Source organism: Agromyces sp. NPDC058064, assembly GCF_042885275.1.
In the GTDB taxonomy this organism is placed as follows: Bacteria; Actinomycetota; Actinomycetes; order Actinomycetales; family Microbacteriaceae; genus Agromyces.
The window spans coordinates 1,075,941-1,093,072 of the sequence record NZ_JBHVSE010000001.1; the positions used below are offsets into that span (position 1 = coordinate 1,075,941).

Consider the following 17,132-nt stretch of genomic DNA (forward strand, 5'->3'; position numbering starts at 1 on the left):
CGTCGAAGGGGTTCGTCGTACAGGCAGGCCCCGATTCTAGCCGAATCGCGTTCTGTTCAGCCTCGCAGGCGCTCCTGAAAGAGCGCTGAAGCGGGGTCGGATGCCGTGTTCAGCCCTCGTTCGACGTGGTGCAGCGAACCTCGTCGCCGGTGAGTCCGGTGATGTCGGGCGGCAGCTGTTCGGCGGGCGGCGCCGTGGCCGTGGCACCGGGCGCGGCGGTCGCCGGCGCCTCCTCGGCGGCAGGCGCCTCGGCGGCCTCGGCCGCGGGGTCGGCGGCGGCCGTGCCGAACTCGGAGTTGTCGTTCGCCGTCGGATCGAGGACGACCGGACGGTCCTCCTGGAGCGCCAGGTTCACGGCCTCGGCGGAGTCGGCGGGGATCACGTGCTGGCCGTCGCCGTACTCGGCCGTCGGGTACTGGATGAACGCGATCTTCGAGAGGTCGACGTCCTGGAGGGTGCGCGCGATGGACATGAGCACCGTCGGGTTCTGGAGGTAGTTCGAGAGCTCGATGTTCGAGAGCACGGCCTTGGCGATGGAATAGAGCTTCACCGGGTCGCTCAGCGTGCCGCTCGACTGGAGGGTGCGCGCGAGCGACGCCATGAAGGCCTGCTGGCTCGCGATCCGGGCGAGGTCGCTGCCGTCGCCGACCGAGTGACGGGTGCGCAGGAACGCGAGCGCGTCGTACCCCTCGATGGTGCTCCGGCCTGCGGGCAGGTGCAGCCCCGAGTCCTCGTCGTCGATCGGGTCGACGAGGCAGACCTCGACGCCGCCGACCGCGGAGGAGAGCGCCGCGACGCCCTTGAACTCGACGACCCCGCCGACGGGGATCTTGGTGCCGGTGAGCTGCTCGATCGTCATCACGACGCAGCCCAGGCCGCCGTGGCCCAGCACGCTGTTGAGCGGCACCTCCGACATCGCCGAGAGCGGGCCGGACGCCGGGTCGACCGGGTCGGGGCACTCGGGCACCGCGACCATCATGTCGCGCGGGAAGCTGACGACCTCGACGTGCGAGTGGTCCTGCGAGATGTGCAGCAGCATGTTGACGTCGTTGAGCACGCCCGAGTCCACCTCGGGGTCGCCGAACGACCCGTCGGCCGGCCGCTTGTCGCTGCCGACGAGCAGGAAGCTGAGCCCGCCGTCCATCGCGCCGATGTCGGGAACCCCCTCGAGGATCTCCTCGTTCGCGAGCGTGACGCCGGTGCCGACGGAGCCGACGGAGCCGACGAGGTCGGCCGCCGCGTAGGCGGCGACGGCGCCCGCGCTCACGAGCAGCACGGCGGCGGTGGATGCCACGAGCTTCACCGCGGTGCGCGGCCCCGAGTGCCGGGGCAGGCGGCCGTGACGCGTCGCGACCGGCGCCGCGCCGTCGGGCGCGTCGGGCGCGTCCTGCGCGTCCTGCGCGTCCTGCTCACCCGTGGCTTCGCCGATCGGCGCCTCGCTCGCGCCGTCGCCGGATCCGGCGTCCTCTCGATCCAACGTCGTCCCCTCCCGACCCGTCGATTCTAGTCGTGCGGCCCGGTCAGGGTGCGATTCCGCGGGCTACGGCAGCGAGTCGAGCGCGGTGGCGAGGCCGGCCTCGCCGACCGTGCCGGTCACCTCGCCGGCCGCGGCGCGCACCTCGTCGGGGGCCTGCCCCATGGCGACGGCGCGCCCTGCGGAGCCCGCCCAGGCGAACATCTCGAGGTCGTTGCGGCCGTCGCCGGCGGCGAACACCCGGGCGGCGTCGACCCCGAGCCATCCGCGCACCCGCTCGAGCGCCGTCGCCTTGTTGACGCCGTCGGGGGCGATGTCGAGCCACGCCGTCCAGCCGATCGCGTAGCTCACGTGGTGGAGGCCCATCTGGTCGACGATGCCGAAGAACTCGTCGAGGCCGTGCTCGAGGCTCGTCACGACGACGCGGGTGGCGCGCTGGTCGAGCAGCTCGTCGAAGACGACCTCGCGGGCGTTCTCGAGGTTCCACTCGGTCATGCCCTCGGTGTAGAGGCGGTAGCCGTCGGCGAGCTCGACCATGAACTTGCCCGAGGGCAGGAAGCTGCGGATGCGCTCGAGCACCGCCGTGGGGTCGAAGGTCTCGACGTGCTCGCGCACGTACCCGTCGGGCGCCGTGTCGTCGCGGCGCATCGTGATGGCGCCGTTCGCGCACACCACGTACTCGGGTGCGAGCCCGAGCGCCTCGATGACCGGGCGCGTCGTCGACCAGGAGCGGCCGGTCGCGAGCGTGACGAGGTGACCCCGCGCAACGGCGCGGGCGACCGACTCGGCGACGGCGTCGTCGATCGTGCCGTCTTCATGCATGATCGTGCCGTCGACGTCGAGCGCGACGAACCACGCCTCCGTCACGACGTCGGCCTCGGGCGCCCGCTCGATGCTCATCGCGCGACGGGCTCGAGTCGCTCGAGTCCGCCGAGATAGCCGCGCAGCGCCTCGGGCACGATCACCGAGCCGTCGGCCTGCTGGTGCGTCTCGAGGATCGCGACGAGCCAGCGGGTCGTCGCGAGGGTGCCGTTGAGGGTCGCGACCGGCGCGGTCTTCCCGCTCTCGGTGCGGTGGCGGATGTCGAGGCGGCGGGCCTGGAAGGTGGTGCAGTTCGAGGTCGAGGTGAGCTCGCGGTACGCGCCCTGCGTCGGCACCCACGCCTCGACGTCGTACTTGCGCGCCGCGCTCGACCCGAGGTCGCCGGCCGCGGTGTCGATCACGCGGTAGGTGAGCCCGAGGTCTTGCAGCATGCCCTCCTGCCAGGCGAGCAGGCGCTCGTGCTCGGCCTCGGCGTCGGCCGGGTCGATGTACGTGAACATCTCGAGCTTGTTGAACTGGTGCACCCGGATGATGCCGCGCGTGTCCTTGCCGTGCGAGCCGGCCTCACTGCGGTAGCAGGTCGACCAGCCGGCGTAGCGGATGGGCCCGTTCGACACGTCGATGATCTCGTCGGCGTGGTACCCGGCGAGCGCGACCTCGCTCGTGCCGGTGAGGTACAGCTCTTGTTCGGGCAGGTAGTAGACCTCGTCGGCGTGCGCGCCGAGGAACCCGGTGCCGTTCATGATCTCGGGCCGCACGAGCGTCGGCGTGATGAGCGGGGTGAAGCCCGCCGCGATCGCACGGTCGAGGCCCATGTTCATGAGGGCAAGCTCGAGGCGGGCGCCGACGCCCTTGAGGTAGTGGAAGCGCGCGCCCGACACCTTCGCACCGCGCTGCATGTCGATCGCGTCGAGGAGCTCGCCGATCTCGAGGTGGTCGCGCGGCTCGAACGCGAACGCGGGGATCTCGCCGACCTCGCGGAGCACGATGTAGTCGTCTTCACCGCCGGCGGGCACGCCGTCGATGACGACGTTGCCGAGCTTCTGCACGGCGAGCGTGAACGCGGACTCGGCGTCGCTCACGGCCTGGTTCGCGGCCTTCACGCGGCCCGCCAGCTCTTGCGCCTGCGCGACGAGGGCAGCCTTGGCGTCTTTGGGCGCCTGCGCGACCTGCTTGCCGAAGGCGTTCTGCTCGGCGCGGAGCGCCTCGAAGACGGTGATCGCGGTGCGACGTGCGGCGTCGGCGGCCACCGCCTCGTCGACGAGCTCCGAGGACTCGCCGCGGAGCTCCTGCGAACGCTTGATCAGGTCGGGGTTCTCGCGGAGCAGTACGGGATCGATCACCCGAGCAAGTCTAGCCCGGGGCATCCGACACCCCTCATGGGCGCGATGCGCCCGTTCGCCGAGTTCACGGGCGGATGCAATACGGTGGCAGCGTGTCGGACGAACGGAACGAGCGGCAGGGGGATGCCGCGCACCCGCGCCTGCGCGCCGCCGTGATCTTCAACCCCAGCAAGCAGGGCACCGATGCGCTGCGCGCCGCGGTGGCCCGCGCCGAGGAGCGGCAGTCGTTCGCGCCGAGCCTCTGGATCGAGACCGCCGTCGACGACCCCGGCAAGGGCATGGCGCGCGAAGCGGCCGAAGCCGGCGTCGACCTCGTGATCGCCGCCGGCGGCGACGGCACGGTGCGGTCGGTCGCCGCCGCGCTCCGCGGCACCGGGATCCCGCTCGGCATCGTGCCGATCGGCACCGGCAACCTCTTCGCCCGCAACCTCGACATCCCCGTGAACGACATCGACGACGCGGTCGTGCTGGCCTTCGCGGGCATCGATCGTCCGGTCGACGTCATCGTCGCCGACATCACCCGCCCCGACGGCGACGACGAGTCGCACGTCTCGCTCGTGATGGCGGGCATCGGCATCGACGCCGAGATGATCCAGAACACCAACCCCGAGCTCAAGAAGCGGGTCGGCTGGCTCGCCTACGTCGACGCCGGTCTGCGGGCGCTGCCCGCTTCGCAGCCGTACCGTGCCGTGTACCGCATGGAGGCGCGGCGCCACCACCGGGCGCGCGTGGCGAGCATCCTCGTCGCGAACCTCGGCTACCTGCCCGGCAACATCGAGCTCATCCCCGACGCCGAGATCGACGACGGGCACCTCGACGTGGTCGTGCTGCAGCCGCGCAACCTGCTCGGCTGGGTGCTCATCTGGCGCACGGTCGTGTGGGAGAACCGGGTGCTGCGCAAGTCGGCCCTCGGGCGGCAGTTCATCGACCTCACGAGCGGCAACCGCCGGCAGCAGATCGTCTACCGGCGCGGTCGCTCGGTCGAGCTCGAGATCGAGGGCGGCCCGCAGGAGTTCGAGATCGACGGCGACGAGTTCGGCAGCGTCGTGTCGGCGCGGTTCCGCGTCGACCCGAGGGCCCTCGTCGTGCGCGTCCCGCGCTGAGCTCAGCCGAGCATCGTGCCCTCGGCCGCCTCCGACGGCTTCGGGTCGGGCAGCCGCCGCATGCGCAGGGCGTTCAGGACGCCGAGCAGGCCCGCGAGGATCGGCACGAACAGGGCGACCTGGAGGGCGATGTCGCGGGAGTCGGTGTTGATGCGCAGGATCTCCTCCTGCACGTCGGCCGGCTCGTCGGCGAGGAGTTCCGCGAGGCCGGCGTCGGACATGATCTCGGCGTCCTCCTCGAGCACGGTCGAGACCTGCTGCGCCTCGTCGGCGCTCAGCACGCTCGACGACTCGGCGCTCGCGGTGAAGGTGAACGCGAGCGTCGCGAGCATGATCGCCCCCGCGAACGCGAGGCCGAACGAGAGGCCGAACGAGCCGGCAGCCGAGTTGACGCCGGCGGCCTCGCTGACCCGCTCGTCCGAGATCGGCGACAGCGTGTAGTTGTTGAGCTGCGAGACGAGGAGCCCGAGCCCGCAGCCGGCGATGATGAGCGGCACCGTCAGGTACCACCCCGAGTCGGCGATCGGCACGATCGGCACGAGCACCGCCACCCCGACGACGACGAGCACGAAGCCCCAGAGGATGATCGTGGCCGGCCGCCGCTTGAGGCCGCGGCCGGCGAGCAGCGCGATGACGAACATGCTGAGCGAGAGCGGTGCGATCGAGAGGCCCGCCTCGAGCGCGTTGTACCCGAACACCATCTGGAGGTAGATCGGGAGCACGATCATCGTGCCGCCGAGGGCGATCTGCTGGAGCAGTTGGCCGCTCGCCCCGGTGCGGAACATCTTCGACTCGAAGAGCGCGGGGTCGAGCAGCGTCGGCTTGCCTCGGCGCTTGCGGTTGCGCAGCCAGAAGACCAGGAGCCCGAGGCCGACCACGCCGATGCCGATGATGAGGCCGACGTAGCCGCCGCCCTCCTGCCAGACGAGGATGCCGGTGACGACGCCGCCCATGCCCACGATCGAGAGCAGTGCACCGACGTAGTCGACCGAGCGGTCGCCGTGGTACGGCACGTCCTTCACGAGGCCGATGCCGGCGAGCACGACGGCGATGATGACCGCCTCGAGCGCGAAGCCGACCCGCCACGAGAGGAAGGTCGTGATGAATCCGCCGAGGAGCGGCCCGACGGCGGCCGCGATCGCGGCCGACGCCCCGACGAGGGCGTACACGCGCTTCTGGTGTGCGCCCTCGAAGTTGCCGTGGATGAGCGACTGCATCGCCGGCAGCAGCAACGAGGCGCCGATGCCGCCGATGAACGCCCAGAAGACGATGATCGCGGCGAGGTCCTGCGCGAGCATCATCGCGATCGCCCCCACGGCGTAGCCGAGCAGGCCGAGGACGTACGCCAGCTTGCGGCCGATCAGGTCGCCCGTCTTGCCGCCGATCAGGATGAACGCGGCGGACACCAGCGCCTCGAGCGCGATCGCCCCCTGCACCCCGCTCACGGTGGTGTCGAGGTCGCGCACGACGGCCGAGATCGACACGTTCATGAGCGAGGTGTCGACGACCAGGACGAACATCGCCATCGCCAGGAGGATGGCGAGCTTGCCGTTGAATCGCACCTCGGCGGGTGCGCCGTTCGAGTCCATGGCTCAGCCAAGCACACGTGGGGGCCGAACCGTAAGAGCCCCCTTCGGGATTTCGATCAGGCGAGGAGGGACGATGCGGGACCGGCCGATCCGGCCGGTCCCGCCCGAGGTTCCGCGGTGCGTCAGCCGCAGCTCACCGCGGCATCCGCCCAGTCGGCGCGGTCCCACCACTCGGCCTGACCGGCAGGCGAACCGGCGGCGTTCGGGTCGACGACGAGCTCGAGCCGGTCGACGCCCGTGACGTCGACGGCGACCTCGGCGGAGAGGCCCTTCGTCATCGCGCCGCTGTCGTACCGCACCTCGCCGTCGGCGACGACGCGGAAGACGACGTTCGGCGACGCCCCGGCCTTGTTCATGATGTCGTCGATGCCGACGACCGCGGCGAACGCGGAGCACTGCCCGCCGAGGTTGAATCCGATGGTCGTGGGCGAGTTCACGCCGAGCCCCTTCGCGTACTCGACGCCGGCGAGCCGGATCGGCTCGCCGTCGCCGTACGCCGCCTCGCCGATCTCGGTGTCGCGCTCGATCGGACCGTAGGCCGCGTTGAGCGACACCGTCGCGAACGGCAGGTCGGAGAGGAAGTGCTCCCCCGCGGCCGGCGGCTCGGGCACGTCGGGCACCGTCGCATCCCAGGCCTCGACCGCGAGCGCGGCCAGCTCGACGACGTCGCCCTCGGCCTCGGTCGCGAAGCCCGAGGTGTCCGTCGAGGCCGCGAACTCGGCGCCGACCGCGTACCAGTCGATCGCCGCCGGCGCCTTGCCGGTGTCGAACGCGGCCTGGACGCTCGCGAAGAACCGCTCCCAGCGGTCCTTGTAGTAGCCGCCGACGAGGCCCTGCCACTCGCGGTTCGCGTAGTCGTTGAGACCCGCGTTCACGGCGTCGCGGTCGCCCCAGGTCGTGACGATCGATCGCGCATCGAACTCGAGGCGGTCGGCCTCGGCCGGATCGGCGGCCGCGGCGCGGGCGTCGGCGATCCAGCGGCCGAACAGCGTCTGCGGCTGCGTCGCGGCGAGGTCGTCGAGCAGGTCGATGTTGCCGAGCCATTCCTCGCTGAGCTGCGTGAACGCCGCCCGGTCGCGCATGCCGTACGCCTGCTGCAACTGCGGCAGGAGCACCCGCGAGGTGTTCGAGGTCACCTGGCGCGCGACGTCCATCAGGTCGTAGCGGTAGCTCGCCGTGCCGCCGGCCGCCGGCGCGGCGGCGAGCAGGTGGTCGAGCGCTTCCGCGAAGCGGTCGGCGTCGTACGAGAAGCTGCCGGGCGACCAGGTCGCGGCGCGGCTCGCCGAAAGCGAGGGCCGGGCGCCGTAGAGCCCGTCGTGCGCCTCGCTGTAGCTGTCGTTGCTCGGCAGCGCGTATGCGGTCTCGGCGAGAGCGCGCCACGCGGCCTTCAGCTCGGAGTCGTCGACGCCGTAGCGGCGCTCGGTCCACTCGTCGAACCAGGCGTTCACGTCGACGGGCCCGTCGCGCCAGGCGAGCCCGGCGAAGAAGTCGATCGCGGCGGGGTTGTTGAGTCCGCCCTCCGGCATCGCGGCGATGCCGTCGACCGCACTGCCCTCGGCGTCGAGCCAGTCGTAGTAGCGCTCGTTCCACGTCGTGAGCTCGGCGCCCATGGTCGTGTGGCCGCCGAAGTTCCAGATGGTGCCGAAGGCATAGGGAATACCGCTCCACTGCTGCTCGAGCCCGCCGCGGCCGTCGTACCGATCGGAGAGTCCGTCGACGATGAACGTCGTCTCGGGATTCGCAGCGGCGGCGACATCTGCGGGAGGGTTGTTCTGCCAGCCGAGCAGCACCCACGTGGCGCCGGGGTGCGCGTCCTGCAGCGCCGACTCGATCGCCCGCGTGGCGGCGGGCACGTCGACCTGGCCACGGCGGCCGCCCTCGTGCAGCACGTCCATCTTGTACGCGGCCGATGCACCGAGCTTCTGCTCGGACGCTGCGTAGAACGCGTCGGCCACCTCGGGGAACACGCTCGAGTTCGGGTCGAGCCAGCCGGGCCGCTCGAAGCCCACCCATCCGCCCTGCGGCTCCACCCGGGCGCCGTCGTTGCGCTCGGCGAAGTCGGTCGGCACGGTGCCGAAGTACCCCGGCAGCACCGGGGTCATGTCGAGTTCGCGCAGGCGGTCGGCGATCTTGCGCCCGAGCTCGGTTCGCTGCTCGAGGAGTTCGTCGCTCGTGCCGGCGGGGTAACCGGACATGTTCTGCAGCAGCCACCACGGCTGGTGGCTCGGCAGGGGGATCCAGGCGCGCGCCTCCTCGGCCGAATAGCCGAACTGCTGGAGGACCTCGAAGTACACGGCCTCGGAGCCCACCGGCATGAACACCTCGTTGAAGCCGAGTGCCGCGAGCTCGTCGATCTCGCGCTCCCACTGCTCCCAACTGCGATAGGCCCCGGTGTAGCCGTCCTCGGTGTCGTTGCCGTAGAAGCGGTGCGAGACGTTCGAGCTCGCCGTGATCGGCGTGCTCGGCAGGGGCAGCGCGGCGTCCTCGTCGAGGTTGCGCCCGTTCCACGAGATCGACTGGCCGATCGTGCCGAGGTAGGCGTTGACGCCGGCGATGGCGGTCGCCGGATCGGTCGCGGCGACGCGGACGTGGTTGCGCTTCGCGGTGATCTCGTAGCGGTCGGCGCCGTCGGCCGGGTCGAGTCGTGCGAAGTCGAAGCCGTCGGCGGCGGCGCCCAGCAGCCGTTCGGCTGCATCGCGAGCCGGCTCGAAGCCGCTCGCCGTCTTCGCCGGGACGTTGAGCTTCGCGGTGCGCTCGGGCGGTTCGGCGCTCGCGCCGACGGCGGTGCCGGTCACGAGCAGGAGGGTCGTCGCGAGCGCCGCGAGCGGCGCGATCACCGCTCGACGACGGTTGGGCGTTGGGTGCATCATCGGGCCTTTCGCCGGAGGTGTGCGGGCGCGATCCGCGCCGTCCCGACCGACCCAACCAGAGCGTCGCCAATTACGCAAGGTCTTAACGTAAAGTCTCGGCTAAAGTAATCCCGGAACGGAGCCAGCATGAACGACCCGATCGTCGGCACCGCACGACTGAAGCGCTACAACACGGCTCGCGTGCTCGATGAGCTGCGCGCCGGTTCAGCGCCTCAGCGCATCGTCGAGATCGCCGAGCGCACCGGCCTGACGCGCTCGACGGTGGCGACCATCATGGAGGAGCTGGAGTCCGACGGCTGGCTGCGCCGCCATGATCCCGCCGGGTCGCTCGGCCGGCCCGCCGCCCGCTTCACTGTCACGCCGGGGCGCTTCCACGTCGTCGGCGTCGACATCGGGCTCCACCGGGTCGTCACCGAGGTGGCGGATGCCTCGGGCACCGTCCTCGCCTCGGCCGACGCCCAGCACGAGCTGCACGACGGACGGGACCTGCTGCGCCTCGCGAGCGCGACCATCGATCGCGCGCTGGGCGACGCCGGGCTGACTCGCCCGGCGGTGGCGGCGCTCTCGATCGCGAGCGTCGGCATGATCGATCACGCCGAGGGCCGAGTGCGCGTCATCCGCGGCATCGACGCCTGGACCGACCTCGACCTGACGCGCGAGCTCGGTCGCGGCTTCACCTGCACGGCCGAGCTCGACAACGACGCCAACCTCGCGGCGCTCGCGATGTCGCAGCTCGACGACTGCCCGCCATCGTTCCTCACCGTGCAGTGGGGCGAGCGGCTCGGCGCCGGCCTCGTGCTCGACGGGCGCCTGTACCGCGGGCCGCTCGGCGCTGCGGGCGAGATCGGAGCGCTGCGGGTGATCGACCCGTGGAGCGGCGAACCGGCCGCGCTGGAGGCGGTCGTGGGGGCCGAGCGGATCGACGAGGTCGCCCGCCTCGTCGCCGCGCGCGATCCGTTCACCCGCCTCGCCTCGGTGCTCGGCGCCGAGGCGGCGACGGCGCAGGTGTTCGAACGGGCGAACGACGGAGAACGCGCCGCGATCGAGATCGTCGACCTCCTCGCCGACGTCGCGGCGCGTGCGCTCGCGCCGATCCTGCTCGCCCTCGACCTGCATCGCATGTACGTCACCGGCGGCATCGCGCGCGGCGGCGAGGTGCTGACGGCCGCGCTCCAACGGCGCCTCGACGTCGGCGGCGCGTCCCCGATCGACGTGCGGCTCTCGCCGTTCACCGAGAACACGGTCGTGCGGGGCGCCATCACCGCCGCGCTCCACTCGGCTTGGGAATCGGCCCTCGACGGCGGTCTCGGCCGGGCCGAGCGTGCAGCCGAGCCGCGCCGCGCGACGCGCTGACCCGACCGCCGCTCCTCAGCCGCGGCCGGTTCGCCCCGGGCGCCCCGCCCGCCGCACCTCGAGCACCGCGACCGCGACGAGCGCGGCGACCGCGGCCGAGGCGATCGGCCCGATCAGCATCTGGGCGACCTGCCCGAGCGCCATGGTGTTCAGGCGTGCCTCCTGGCCCTCGGTCGCGTTGCCGCTGGGGGTGAACGTGATGCCCGAGCCGGCGGCGTTGCCCTCGACGGCGAGCCCGACCGCCCAGGCGATCGACACGACGGCGACGACGGCGATCGCGGGCAGCGCCCACCACGCGACCGGGCGCCGGAATCGGGTCGGGCCGGCGTCGGCGTCGGCGGGAGGCGGCTCGTCGTGGCGATCCGCCGCCACGGCGGTCACGACGACCGCGCCGACCATGCCCGCGAGCACGAGGGCCGGCGCGAGCGTCCAGCCGAGGATCCGCAGGCCCTCGGACGAGGGATCGGCGATGCCGCTGTAGTAGCTGTAGTCCGAGTTCACGCTCCACAGCAGCCACGCGCCGATCGCCGTCGCGCCGGCGGTCACGGCCCACCCGGCGATCAGCCAGCTCCGCACGAGGGCGGCGGCCTCGCTGCGATCGGGCCCCGGCTCGGGATCGGGCCCCGCGTCCGCCCGATCGGACGGCCGCGTCGGGTGCTCAGGCTCGACCCGCAGCTCGCGAGGCGCCCGCGGCTCCGCCTCCACGACCGGGTCGTGCGCGTCGGAGCGCGGGCGCCCCGGTGCCGTCTGGACGGCGGGCGCCTCGCGCTCGACGTCGGGCCGGAGCTCGGCACCCGCCCCGGACGCGGCCGCGCTCGGGGCGACCGCCGGGAGCGTGGCATCCCCGTCTCGCGAGGCGTCGTACCCGCGCTGGAACCGCGGGTCGTATCTCGGGTCCATGCCGGGTTCGCCGTCGGTCATCGTCGACCTCCTCGCTCGCGACTCGTCGCCCTCAGGCGCCGTCGGGTTCGCCGCTCAAGATGCCTCGCAGCCAGTCGCGGGCCTCGATGAAGATCTCGTCATCGTACTTCGAGTGGTAGGCGACCTCCTGCTCGTCGGCGCGCGGGTACGAGCCGAGGAAGATCACCTTCGGGCTCGTGCGCCGCAGGCCGAGCAGTGCATCGGCGACGCGTTCGTCGGCCGCGTGGCCGTCGAGGTCGACGACGAAGCGGTACCGCCCGAGGGCGTCGCCGATCGGCCGCGACTGGATGAGCGAGAGGTTCACGCCCCGGGTCGAGAACTGCTCGAGCATCGCGAGCAGGGCGCCCGGCTCGTCGTCGGGCAGCTCGACGATGAGGCTCGTCTTGTCGGCCCCGGTCGGTTCGGGCAGCACCCTCGATCGGCTGACGAGCACGAAGCGGGTCACCGCATTGGGGTTGTCGCCGAGGTCGCGCGCGAGCACCTCGACGTCGAGGTGCTCGGTGATTCCGGGCGGCGCGACCGCCGCGTCGGCCTGCGAGTCCTCGAAGAGGGATGCCGCGGCGGCGACGTTGCTCGTCGCCGGGATGTGCCCGTGGTCGGGCAGTTCGCGTTCGAGCCAGCCCCGCGACTGCGCGTAGGCGACGGGGTGCGCGTTGACGACCTTCACCTCGGCGAGGGTCGTGCCGTGCCGCGCGACGAGCACGAAGTTCACCGGCACGAGGTACTCGCCGACGATGCGGAGGCCGGGCACGGTCGCGAGCGCGTCTTGAGTCGCGCTCACGCCGCCGTCGATGGAGTTCTCGATCGCGATCATCGCCGCCGTCGACCGGCCGCTCACCACGTCGGCGAGGGCCTCGCCCACGTTGTTCACCGAGCGCCAGTGCTTGCCCGCGGCCTCGGGCACCTGCTTCAGGGCCGCCTCGGTGAAGGTGCCGGCCGGCCCGAGGTACGAGTACGTCTCGTCGGGGGGTGTCGGCGTGGCATCCGTGGTCATGCGCCAAGCCTAACGAGCGCCGCGGGAGGCGCCTGAAATACTGCGGGGGTGGACCCCGCGGTGACGACGAGCACCGCGCCGCCCCTGCCGGGCGACGCGGAGCGGCTGGCCGCCCTGCGGCGCATGAAGCGGGTCGCCACGAGCCTGCTCGTCGTGGCCGCCGCGGTCTTCGCCGTCTCCTTCGCCCTGCAGGACGACGTCGCCTGGCTCGGCTACGTGCGCGCCGCCGCCGAGGGGGCGATGGTCGGCGCGATCGCCGACTGGTTCGCGGTGACCGCGCTCTTCCGGCACCCGCTCGGCATCCCGATCCCCCACACGGCGATCATCCCCAGACGCAAGGACGAGATCGGGGCGAGCCTCGGGGCGTTCGTCGAGCACGAGTTCCTCTCCGACGAGGTCGTGCTCGGCAAGCTGCGCTCGATCGGCATCTCGCGTCGGGTCGGCGGATGGCTCGCCGAGCCCGCCAACGCCGAGCGGGTCACCGCCGAGGCCGCGGTCGCCGCCCGTGGCATCCTCACCCTGCTCGGCGACGACGACGTCGAGGACGTCATCGAGCGACTCGCCCGACGCCACCTCTTCGAGCCCGAGTGGGGGCCGGCGATCGGCCGGCTCGGCTCGAGCCTCGTCGCCGCCGACCAGCAGCGCGCCGCCGTCGACGCCGCGCTCGAGAAGGCCGAGTCGTGGCTGGCCGCGCACCCCGAGGCGTTCGGGCGCATGGTGTCGGAGCGGCTTCCGCGGTGGATGCCGGGCTTCGTCGACCGCCTCGTCGACGACCGCGCCCACCGCGAGGTGCTCGCCTTCGTGCGGGCGGTGCGCGCCGACCACGCCCACCCGCTCAGGGTCGCGATCGACCGGTACCTCGCCGAGCTCGCCGACGACCTCCAGCACGACCCCGACATGATCGCCCGCGTCGAGCGGCTGAAGGCCGAGCTGCTCGCGAGCCCTCGCGTGCGCGAGTTCGCTGGCGAGACGTGGGGCGCGGTGAAGTCGACGCTCGAGGAGGGGCTCGCCGACCCCGCGAGCGAGCTCCGCACCGCGCTGCGCGACGCGGTCGTCGAGGTCGGCACGCGGCTCTCGAGCGACGAGGCGCTCGCCGCAAAGGTCGACGCCTGGCTGACGGATGCCGCCGCCTACGTCGTGCGGAACTACCGGCACGAGATCGCCGGCGTCATCACGGAGACGGTCGAGCGGTGGGACCCGCGGGAGACCACCGAGAAGCTGGAGCTCCAGGTCGGGCGCGACCTGCAGTTCATCCGCATCAACGGCACGGTCGTGGGCGCCCTCGCCGGCCTCGCGATCTACTCGATCGCGACGGCGCTGCACGCCCTCGCGGGGTGACCGGGGCCCCGTAACGCACCTGTCGGCGCGCGAGGCGCGGTGCCAGACTGGTTCGCATGCATGAGCGAGCGGGAACCCCGGCCATCGAGTCCGACCTCATCGACGTCGAGGCCCTCATCAGGGCGTACTACGAGCTGAAGCCCGACGCGTCGGTGCCCGAGCAACGGGTCGTGTTCGGCACCTCGGGGCATCGCGGCTCGTCGCTCACGACGAGCTTCAACGAGGACCACATCCTCGCGACGACGCAGGCCATCGTCGAGTACCGCGCCGCGCAGGGGATCACCGGCCCGCTCTTCATCGGCGCCGACACGCACGCGCTGAGCGCGCCCGCGCAGACGACCGCGCTCGACGTGCTCGTCGGCAACCGGGTGCGCGTGCTCGCCGACGAGTTCGACGACTACGTGCCGACTCCGGCGCTCTCGCACGCGATCCTGACGTGGAACAACGACCCCGCCAAGCGCGCCGAGGGCGAGGCCGACGGCATCGTGATCACGCCGTCGCACAACCCCCCGCAGGACGGCGGCTTCAAGTACAACCCGCCGCACGGCGGACCGGCCGACAGCGACGCGACCTCGTGGATCGCCGCGCGCGCGAACGAGCTCATCGCGGGCGGGCTGCGCGAGGTGAACCAGGCCGAGCCGAGCGGTGTCGAGACCTACGACTTCCGCGGCGCCTACGTCGACGACCTCGCGAACGCGATCGACTTCGAGGCGATCCGGCGCTCGGGCATCCGCATCGGCGCCGACCCGCTGGGCGGGGCCTCCGTCTCGTACTGGGGCGCGATCCGCGACCGCTACGGCCTCGACCTCACCGTGGTCAACGAGCGGGTCGATCCGCGCTGGTCGTTCATGACGCTCGACTGGGACGGCAAGATCCGCATGGACCCGTCGAGCCGCAACGCGATGGCCTCGGTCGTCGCGCAGGCCGGGTCGTACGACCTGCTCACCGGCAACGACGCCGACGCCGACCGGCACGGCATCGTCACCCCCGACGGCGGGCTCATGAACCCGAACCACTACCTCGCCGTCGCGATCGAGTACCTGTTCGCGCACCGCGACGGCTGGCGGCCCGACGCCGCGATCGGCAAGACGCTCGTCTCGTCGTCGATGATCGACCGGGTCGCCGCCGCCCTCGGCCGTCGCCTCTGGGAGGTGCCCGTGGGCTTCAAGTGGTTCGTGCCCGGCCTCGTCGACGGCTCCGTCGGCTTCGGCGGCGAGGAGAGCGCGGGCGCGTCGTTCCTCCGATTCGACGGCACCGTGTGGACCACCGACAAGGACGGCATCCTGCTGTGCCTGCTCGCCGCCGAGATCCGCGCGGTCACCGGGAAGTCGCCGTCGGAGCTCTACGCGGAGCTCGTCGACCGGTTCGGCGACCCCGCCTACGAGCGGGTGGATGCCCCGGCGAACGCCGCGCAGAAGGCCGCCCTCGGCAAGCTCGACGGCGACGCCATCACGGCGACCGAGCTCGCGGGCGCCCCGATCACGGCGAAGCTCTCGAAGGCGCCCGGCAACGACGCCGCGATCGGCGGGGTGAAGGTCGAGACCGCCGACGCGTGGTTCGCGGCGCGACCGAGCGGCACCGAGGACGTCTACAAGATCTATGCCGAGTCGTTCAGGGGCGAGGAGCACCTTCGGCTTGTCCAGGCCGAGGCGAAGCGCATCGTCGACGCCGCGCTCGGGGGCTGAGCGCGGCGCTGCCCAGCCGCGCTGCCGCGCTGCGCTCCCGCGCCATGCTGCTCGTGCAGGAAAATGGGCGCTATCCCGGCCTGACAGCCGGGCTCAGCGCATTTTTCCTGCACGAGCAGGCTGGCGGCTCGGCTCAGCGCAGCGAGAAGTAGGTGACCGAGCCGCCGCCCGAGGCGAGTGCCTCGTCGACGTTCCAGTAGTCGGCGTCCTTCGTGTGGCCGCCGACCCAGACGGCCGTGCCGTTCGCCGAGTGCTCGACCCGGGTGACGACCGCAGTGTGGTCGCGGTCGCCCGAGCCGTCCCAGTCGAACTGGGCGATGTCGCCGACCTTCACGAGGCCGCGCTGCGAGTCGTCGAGCGGGGTCGCGAGGTCGGGGCGGGTGTACAGCCAGTCGCGCATCGCGGTCGAGCTCGACCAGCTGGCCGACATCGCGCCGGTCGCACGGTCGTAGTACCAGCCCGCGTCCATCGCCCAGCCGCGGGCGACGAGCGACTGGCTCGTGAAGTTGGCGCAGTCGACACCGCTCAGGACGGTGTACTCGCCGGTGTTGTAGTTGCTCCAATAGGTGAGCACGTAACCGAGCTGCGCGTCGATCGCGGGATTGCTCGTGTACGTGAGCGTGAGCGCGTCGAGCTGCTCGGTGGGGGCGACCGTCGTCGACGACAGCTCGACGCCGGCGGCGGCGATCGACGAGACGGTCTCCTCGACGGGCACGATCGCGCCCGAGGCATCCGTGAACTGCACCTCGACGCCGCCGAGCGCGTCGGCCCTGGTCGCGGGCACCGCGAAGGTGACGGCGTTCTCGTCGGCGGCGACGATCGTGGCGGGCACGCCCGCGACGCTGACCGCGCCGACCTGGTCGAGCTCCTCGCCCGTGACGGTGACCTGCGTGCCGCCCGTGAACGGCACCGACGCCGTCGAGAGCCCGCTCGTGATCGTGGGCCCCTCGTCCGCGGCTGCAGGGGTCGAGACGATCTCGTCGGCGGCTCCGGCCGCGATGACGTCCTCCGCCGCGGCCTGCTCCTGTGCGAAGAGCGAGGGCGAGTCCTTCGGGTCGGCCGATGCCGCGACGGCGCCGAAGGCACTCACCCCGAGGATCGCCGTGGTGCACGACAGCGCCACGAGACGGCGGGCGCCGCTCGACGGACGACGGTTGCGCAGGTGATCGGCGCGGTGGCGCGGCCGGTGGTGCCGCTCCGCGGGGGCGTCGGAGCTCGAGGCGGACTCGGAATCGGCGTCGGAGCCGGCCTCGGTGTCGGAGTTCGAGTCCGAACTCGAGTCGGCGTCGGCGTCGGCGTCGGCGTCGGCGTCGGCGGGAGCGGACGACTCGGGCTCGGGGCCGGGCGCGTCGGAGGCTGCGCCTCCAGCGGTCTCGGGCGCCGGGCGGAACCCCCTGCGCCGCCGCGGGGGCGCAGCCGCCTCGGCCGCGTCCGCTGACGCGGTCGCGAGCTCGACGGGCTCGACGGGCTCGACCTCCTCGGCGGACGCCTGCGTCGCCTCGTCGGGCGTCGCCCCCTCCGCGAGCAGGGTGGCGTCGATCACGCCGGGCGACCGGAAGGTCGAGCGACGGCGTTCGGGCATGGAGGCAGGGGGAGTCTTACTGAGGCGTTTGAACACGAATGGGGGATTTCGGGTCGGC

Annotated in this window: 12 protein-coding genes; 4 read left to right on the forward strand and 8 right to left on the reverse strand. The window is 72.2% G+C overall.

Annotated elements, in window-relative coordinates; translation table 11 throughout:
• Positions 1-109 precede the first annotated feature (109 nt).
• The 3 genes from ACFVSL_RS05000 to serS form a co-directional block, all read right to left on the reverse strand.
• On the reverse strand, positions 110-1,477 hold the full coding sequence (locus ACFVSL_RS05000; RefSeq protein ID WP_386939013.1) for an LCP family protein: 1,368 nt from the start codon (positions 1,475-1,477) through the stop codon (positions 110-112).
• 63 nt (positions 1,478-1,540) lie between these two features.
• Positions 1,541-2,374, reverse strand: a complete 834-nt coding sequence (locus tag ACFVSL_RS05005) for an HAD family hydrolase (RefSeq protein ID WP_386939015.1) — start codon at positions 2,372-2,374, stop codon at positions 1,541-1,543.
• Positions 2,371-3,639: a serine--tRNA ligase gene (gene serS / locus ACFVSL_RS05010; RefSeq protein WP_386939017.1), complete on the reverse strand. Its 1,269-nt coding sequence runs from the start codon at positions 3,637-3,639 to the stop codon at positions 2,371-2,373. Before serS ends, ACFVSL_RS05005 begins: the two co-directional genes overlap by 4 nt.
• Positions 3,640-3,731: 92 nt before the next feature.
• Here serS and ACFVSL_RS05015 point away from each other — a divergent pair, with 92 nt between their 5' ends.
• Complete coding sequence (locus ACFVSL_RS05015; RefSeq protein WP_386939019.1) at positions 3,732-4,742, forward strand: diacylglycerol/lipid kinase family protein; 1,011 nt, start codon at positions 3,732-3,734, stop codon at positions 4,740-4,742.
• 2 nt (positions 4,743-4,744) lie between these two features.
• Here the strand turns inward: ACFVSL_RS05015 and ACFVSL_RS05020 are convergent, their stop codons facing one another.
• On the reverse strand, positions 4,745-6,331 hold the full coding sequence (locus ACFVSL_RS05020; protein WP_386939021.1) for an MFS transporter: 1,587 nt from the start codon (positions 6,329-6,331) through the stop codon (positions 4,745-4,747).
• Positions 6,332-6,453: 122 nt separating this feature from the next.
• Complete coding sequence (locus tag ACFVSL_RS05025) at positions 6,454-9,198, reverse strand: alpha-N-acetylglucosaminidase TIM-barrel domain-containing protein (protein WP_386939023.1); 2,745 nt, start codon at positions 9,196-9,198, stop codon at positions 6,454-6,456.
• 129 nt (positions 9,199-9,327) lie between these two features.
• On the opposite strand from ACFVSL_RS05025, the gene ACFVSL_RS05030 reads away from it, so the two are divergent.
• The gene (locus tag ACFVSL_RS05030; protein ID WP_386939025.1) at positions 9,328-10,554 is read left to right on the forward strand and encodes an ROK family protein; all 1,227 of its coding nucleotides are present in this window, start codon (positions 9,328-9,330) and stop codon (positions 10,552-10,554) included.
• Between the two features lie 15 nt (positions 10,555-10,569).
• Here ACFVSL_RS05030 and ACFVSL_RS05035 read toward each other — a convergent pair whose 3' ends face one another.
• Together ACFVSL_RS05035 and pheA are read right to left on the reverse strand one after the other, a co-directional pair.
• Positions 10,570-11,475, reverse strand: coding sequence for a hypothetical protein (locus ACFVSL_RS05035; protein WP_386939026.1), 906 nt, complete (start codon positions 11,473-11,475; stop codon positions 10,570-10,572).
• Between the two features lie 31 nt (positions 11,476-11,506).
• Positions 11,507-12,469 carry a prephenate dehydratase gene (gene pheA, locus ACFVSL_RS05040; protein ID WP_157425398.1) on the reverse strand — a complete coding sequence of 321 codons (963 nt, stop codon included), beginning with the start codon at positions 12,467-12,469 and terminating at the stop codon, positions 11,507-11,509.
• A gap of 48 nt (positions 12,470-12,517) precedes the next feature.
• On the opposite strand from pheA, the gene ACFVSL_RS05045 reads away from it, so the two are divergent.
• Both ACFVSL_RS05045 and pgm read left to right on the forward strand, forming a co-directional pair.
• A complete protein-coding gene (locus ACFVSL_RS05045; protein ID WP_386939028.1) occupies positions 12,518-13,807 on the forward strand; it encodes a DUF445 domain-containing protein in 1,290 nt (429 codons plus the stop codon).
• A 56-nt stretch (positions 13,808-13,863) separates the two neighbouring features.
• Positions 13,864-15,492, forward strand: a complete 1,629-nt coding sequence (gene pgm, locus ACFVSL_RS05050) for a phosphoglucomutase (alpha-D-glucose-1,6-bisphosphate-dependent) (RefSeq protein WP_386939030.1) — start codon at positions 13,864-13,866, stop codon at positions 15,490-15,492.
• A 133-nt stretch (positions 15,493-15,625) separates the two neighbouring features.
• On the opposite strand, the gene ACFVSL_RS05055 is transcribed toward pgm, so the two are convergent.
• Complete coding sequence (locus tag ACFVSL_RS05055; protein WP_386939032.1) at positions 15,626-17,074, reverse strand: amidase domain-containing protein; 1,449 nt, start codon at positions 17,072-17,074, stop codon at positions 15,626-15,628.
• Between the last annotated feature and the right edge of the window lie 58 nt (positions 17,075-17,132).

Bases quoted from the DNA above. Each gene is read 5' to 3' on its own strand.
- ACFVSL_RS05005 (WP_386939015.1), bottom strand. From the start codon at position 2,374: ATGAGCATCGAGCGGGCGCCCGAGGCCGACGTCGTGACGGAGGCGTGG.
- ACFVSL_RS05020 (WP_386939021.1), bottom strand. From the start codon at position 6,331: ATGGACTCGAACGGCGCACCCGCCGAGGTGCGATTCAACGGCAAGCTC.
- ACFVSL_RS05025 (WP_386939023.1), bottom strand. From the start codon at position 9,198: ATGCACCCAACGCCCAACCGTCGTCGAGCGGTGATCGCGCCGCTCGCG.
- ACFVSL_RS05030 (WP_386939025.1), top strand. From the start codon at position 9,328: ATGAACGACCCGATCGTCGGCACCGCACGACTGAAGCGCTACAACACG.
- ACFVSL_RS05035 (WP_386939026.1), bottom strand. From the start codon at position 11,475: ATGACCGACGGCGAACCCGGCATGGACCCGAGATACGACCCGCGGTTC.
- pheA (WP_157425398.1), bottom strand. From the start codon at position 12,469: ATGACCACGGATGCCACGCCGACACCCCCCGACGAGACGTACTCGTAC.
- pgm (WP_386939030.1), top strand. From the start codon at position 13,864: ATGCATGAGCGAGCGGGAACCCCGGCCATCGAGTCCGACCTCATCGAC.
- ACFVSL_RS05055 (WP_386939032.1), bottom strand. From the start codon at position 17,074: ATGCCCGAACGCCGTCGCTCGACCTTCCGGTCGCCCGGCGTGATCGAC.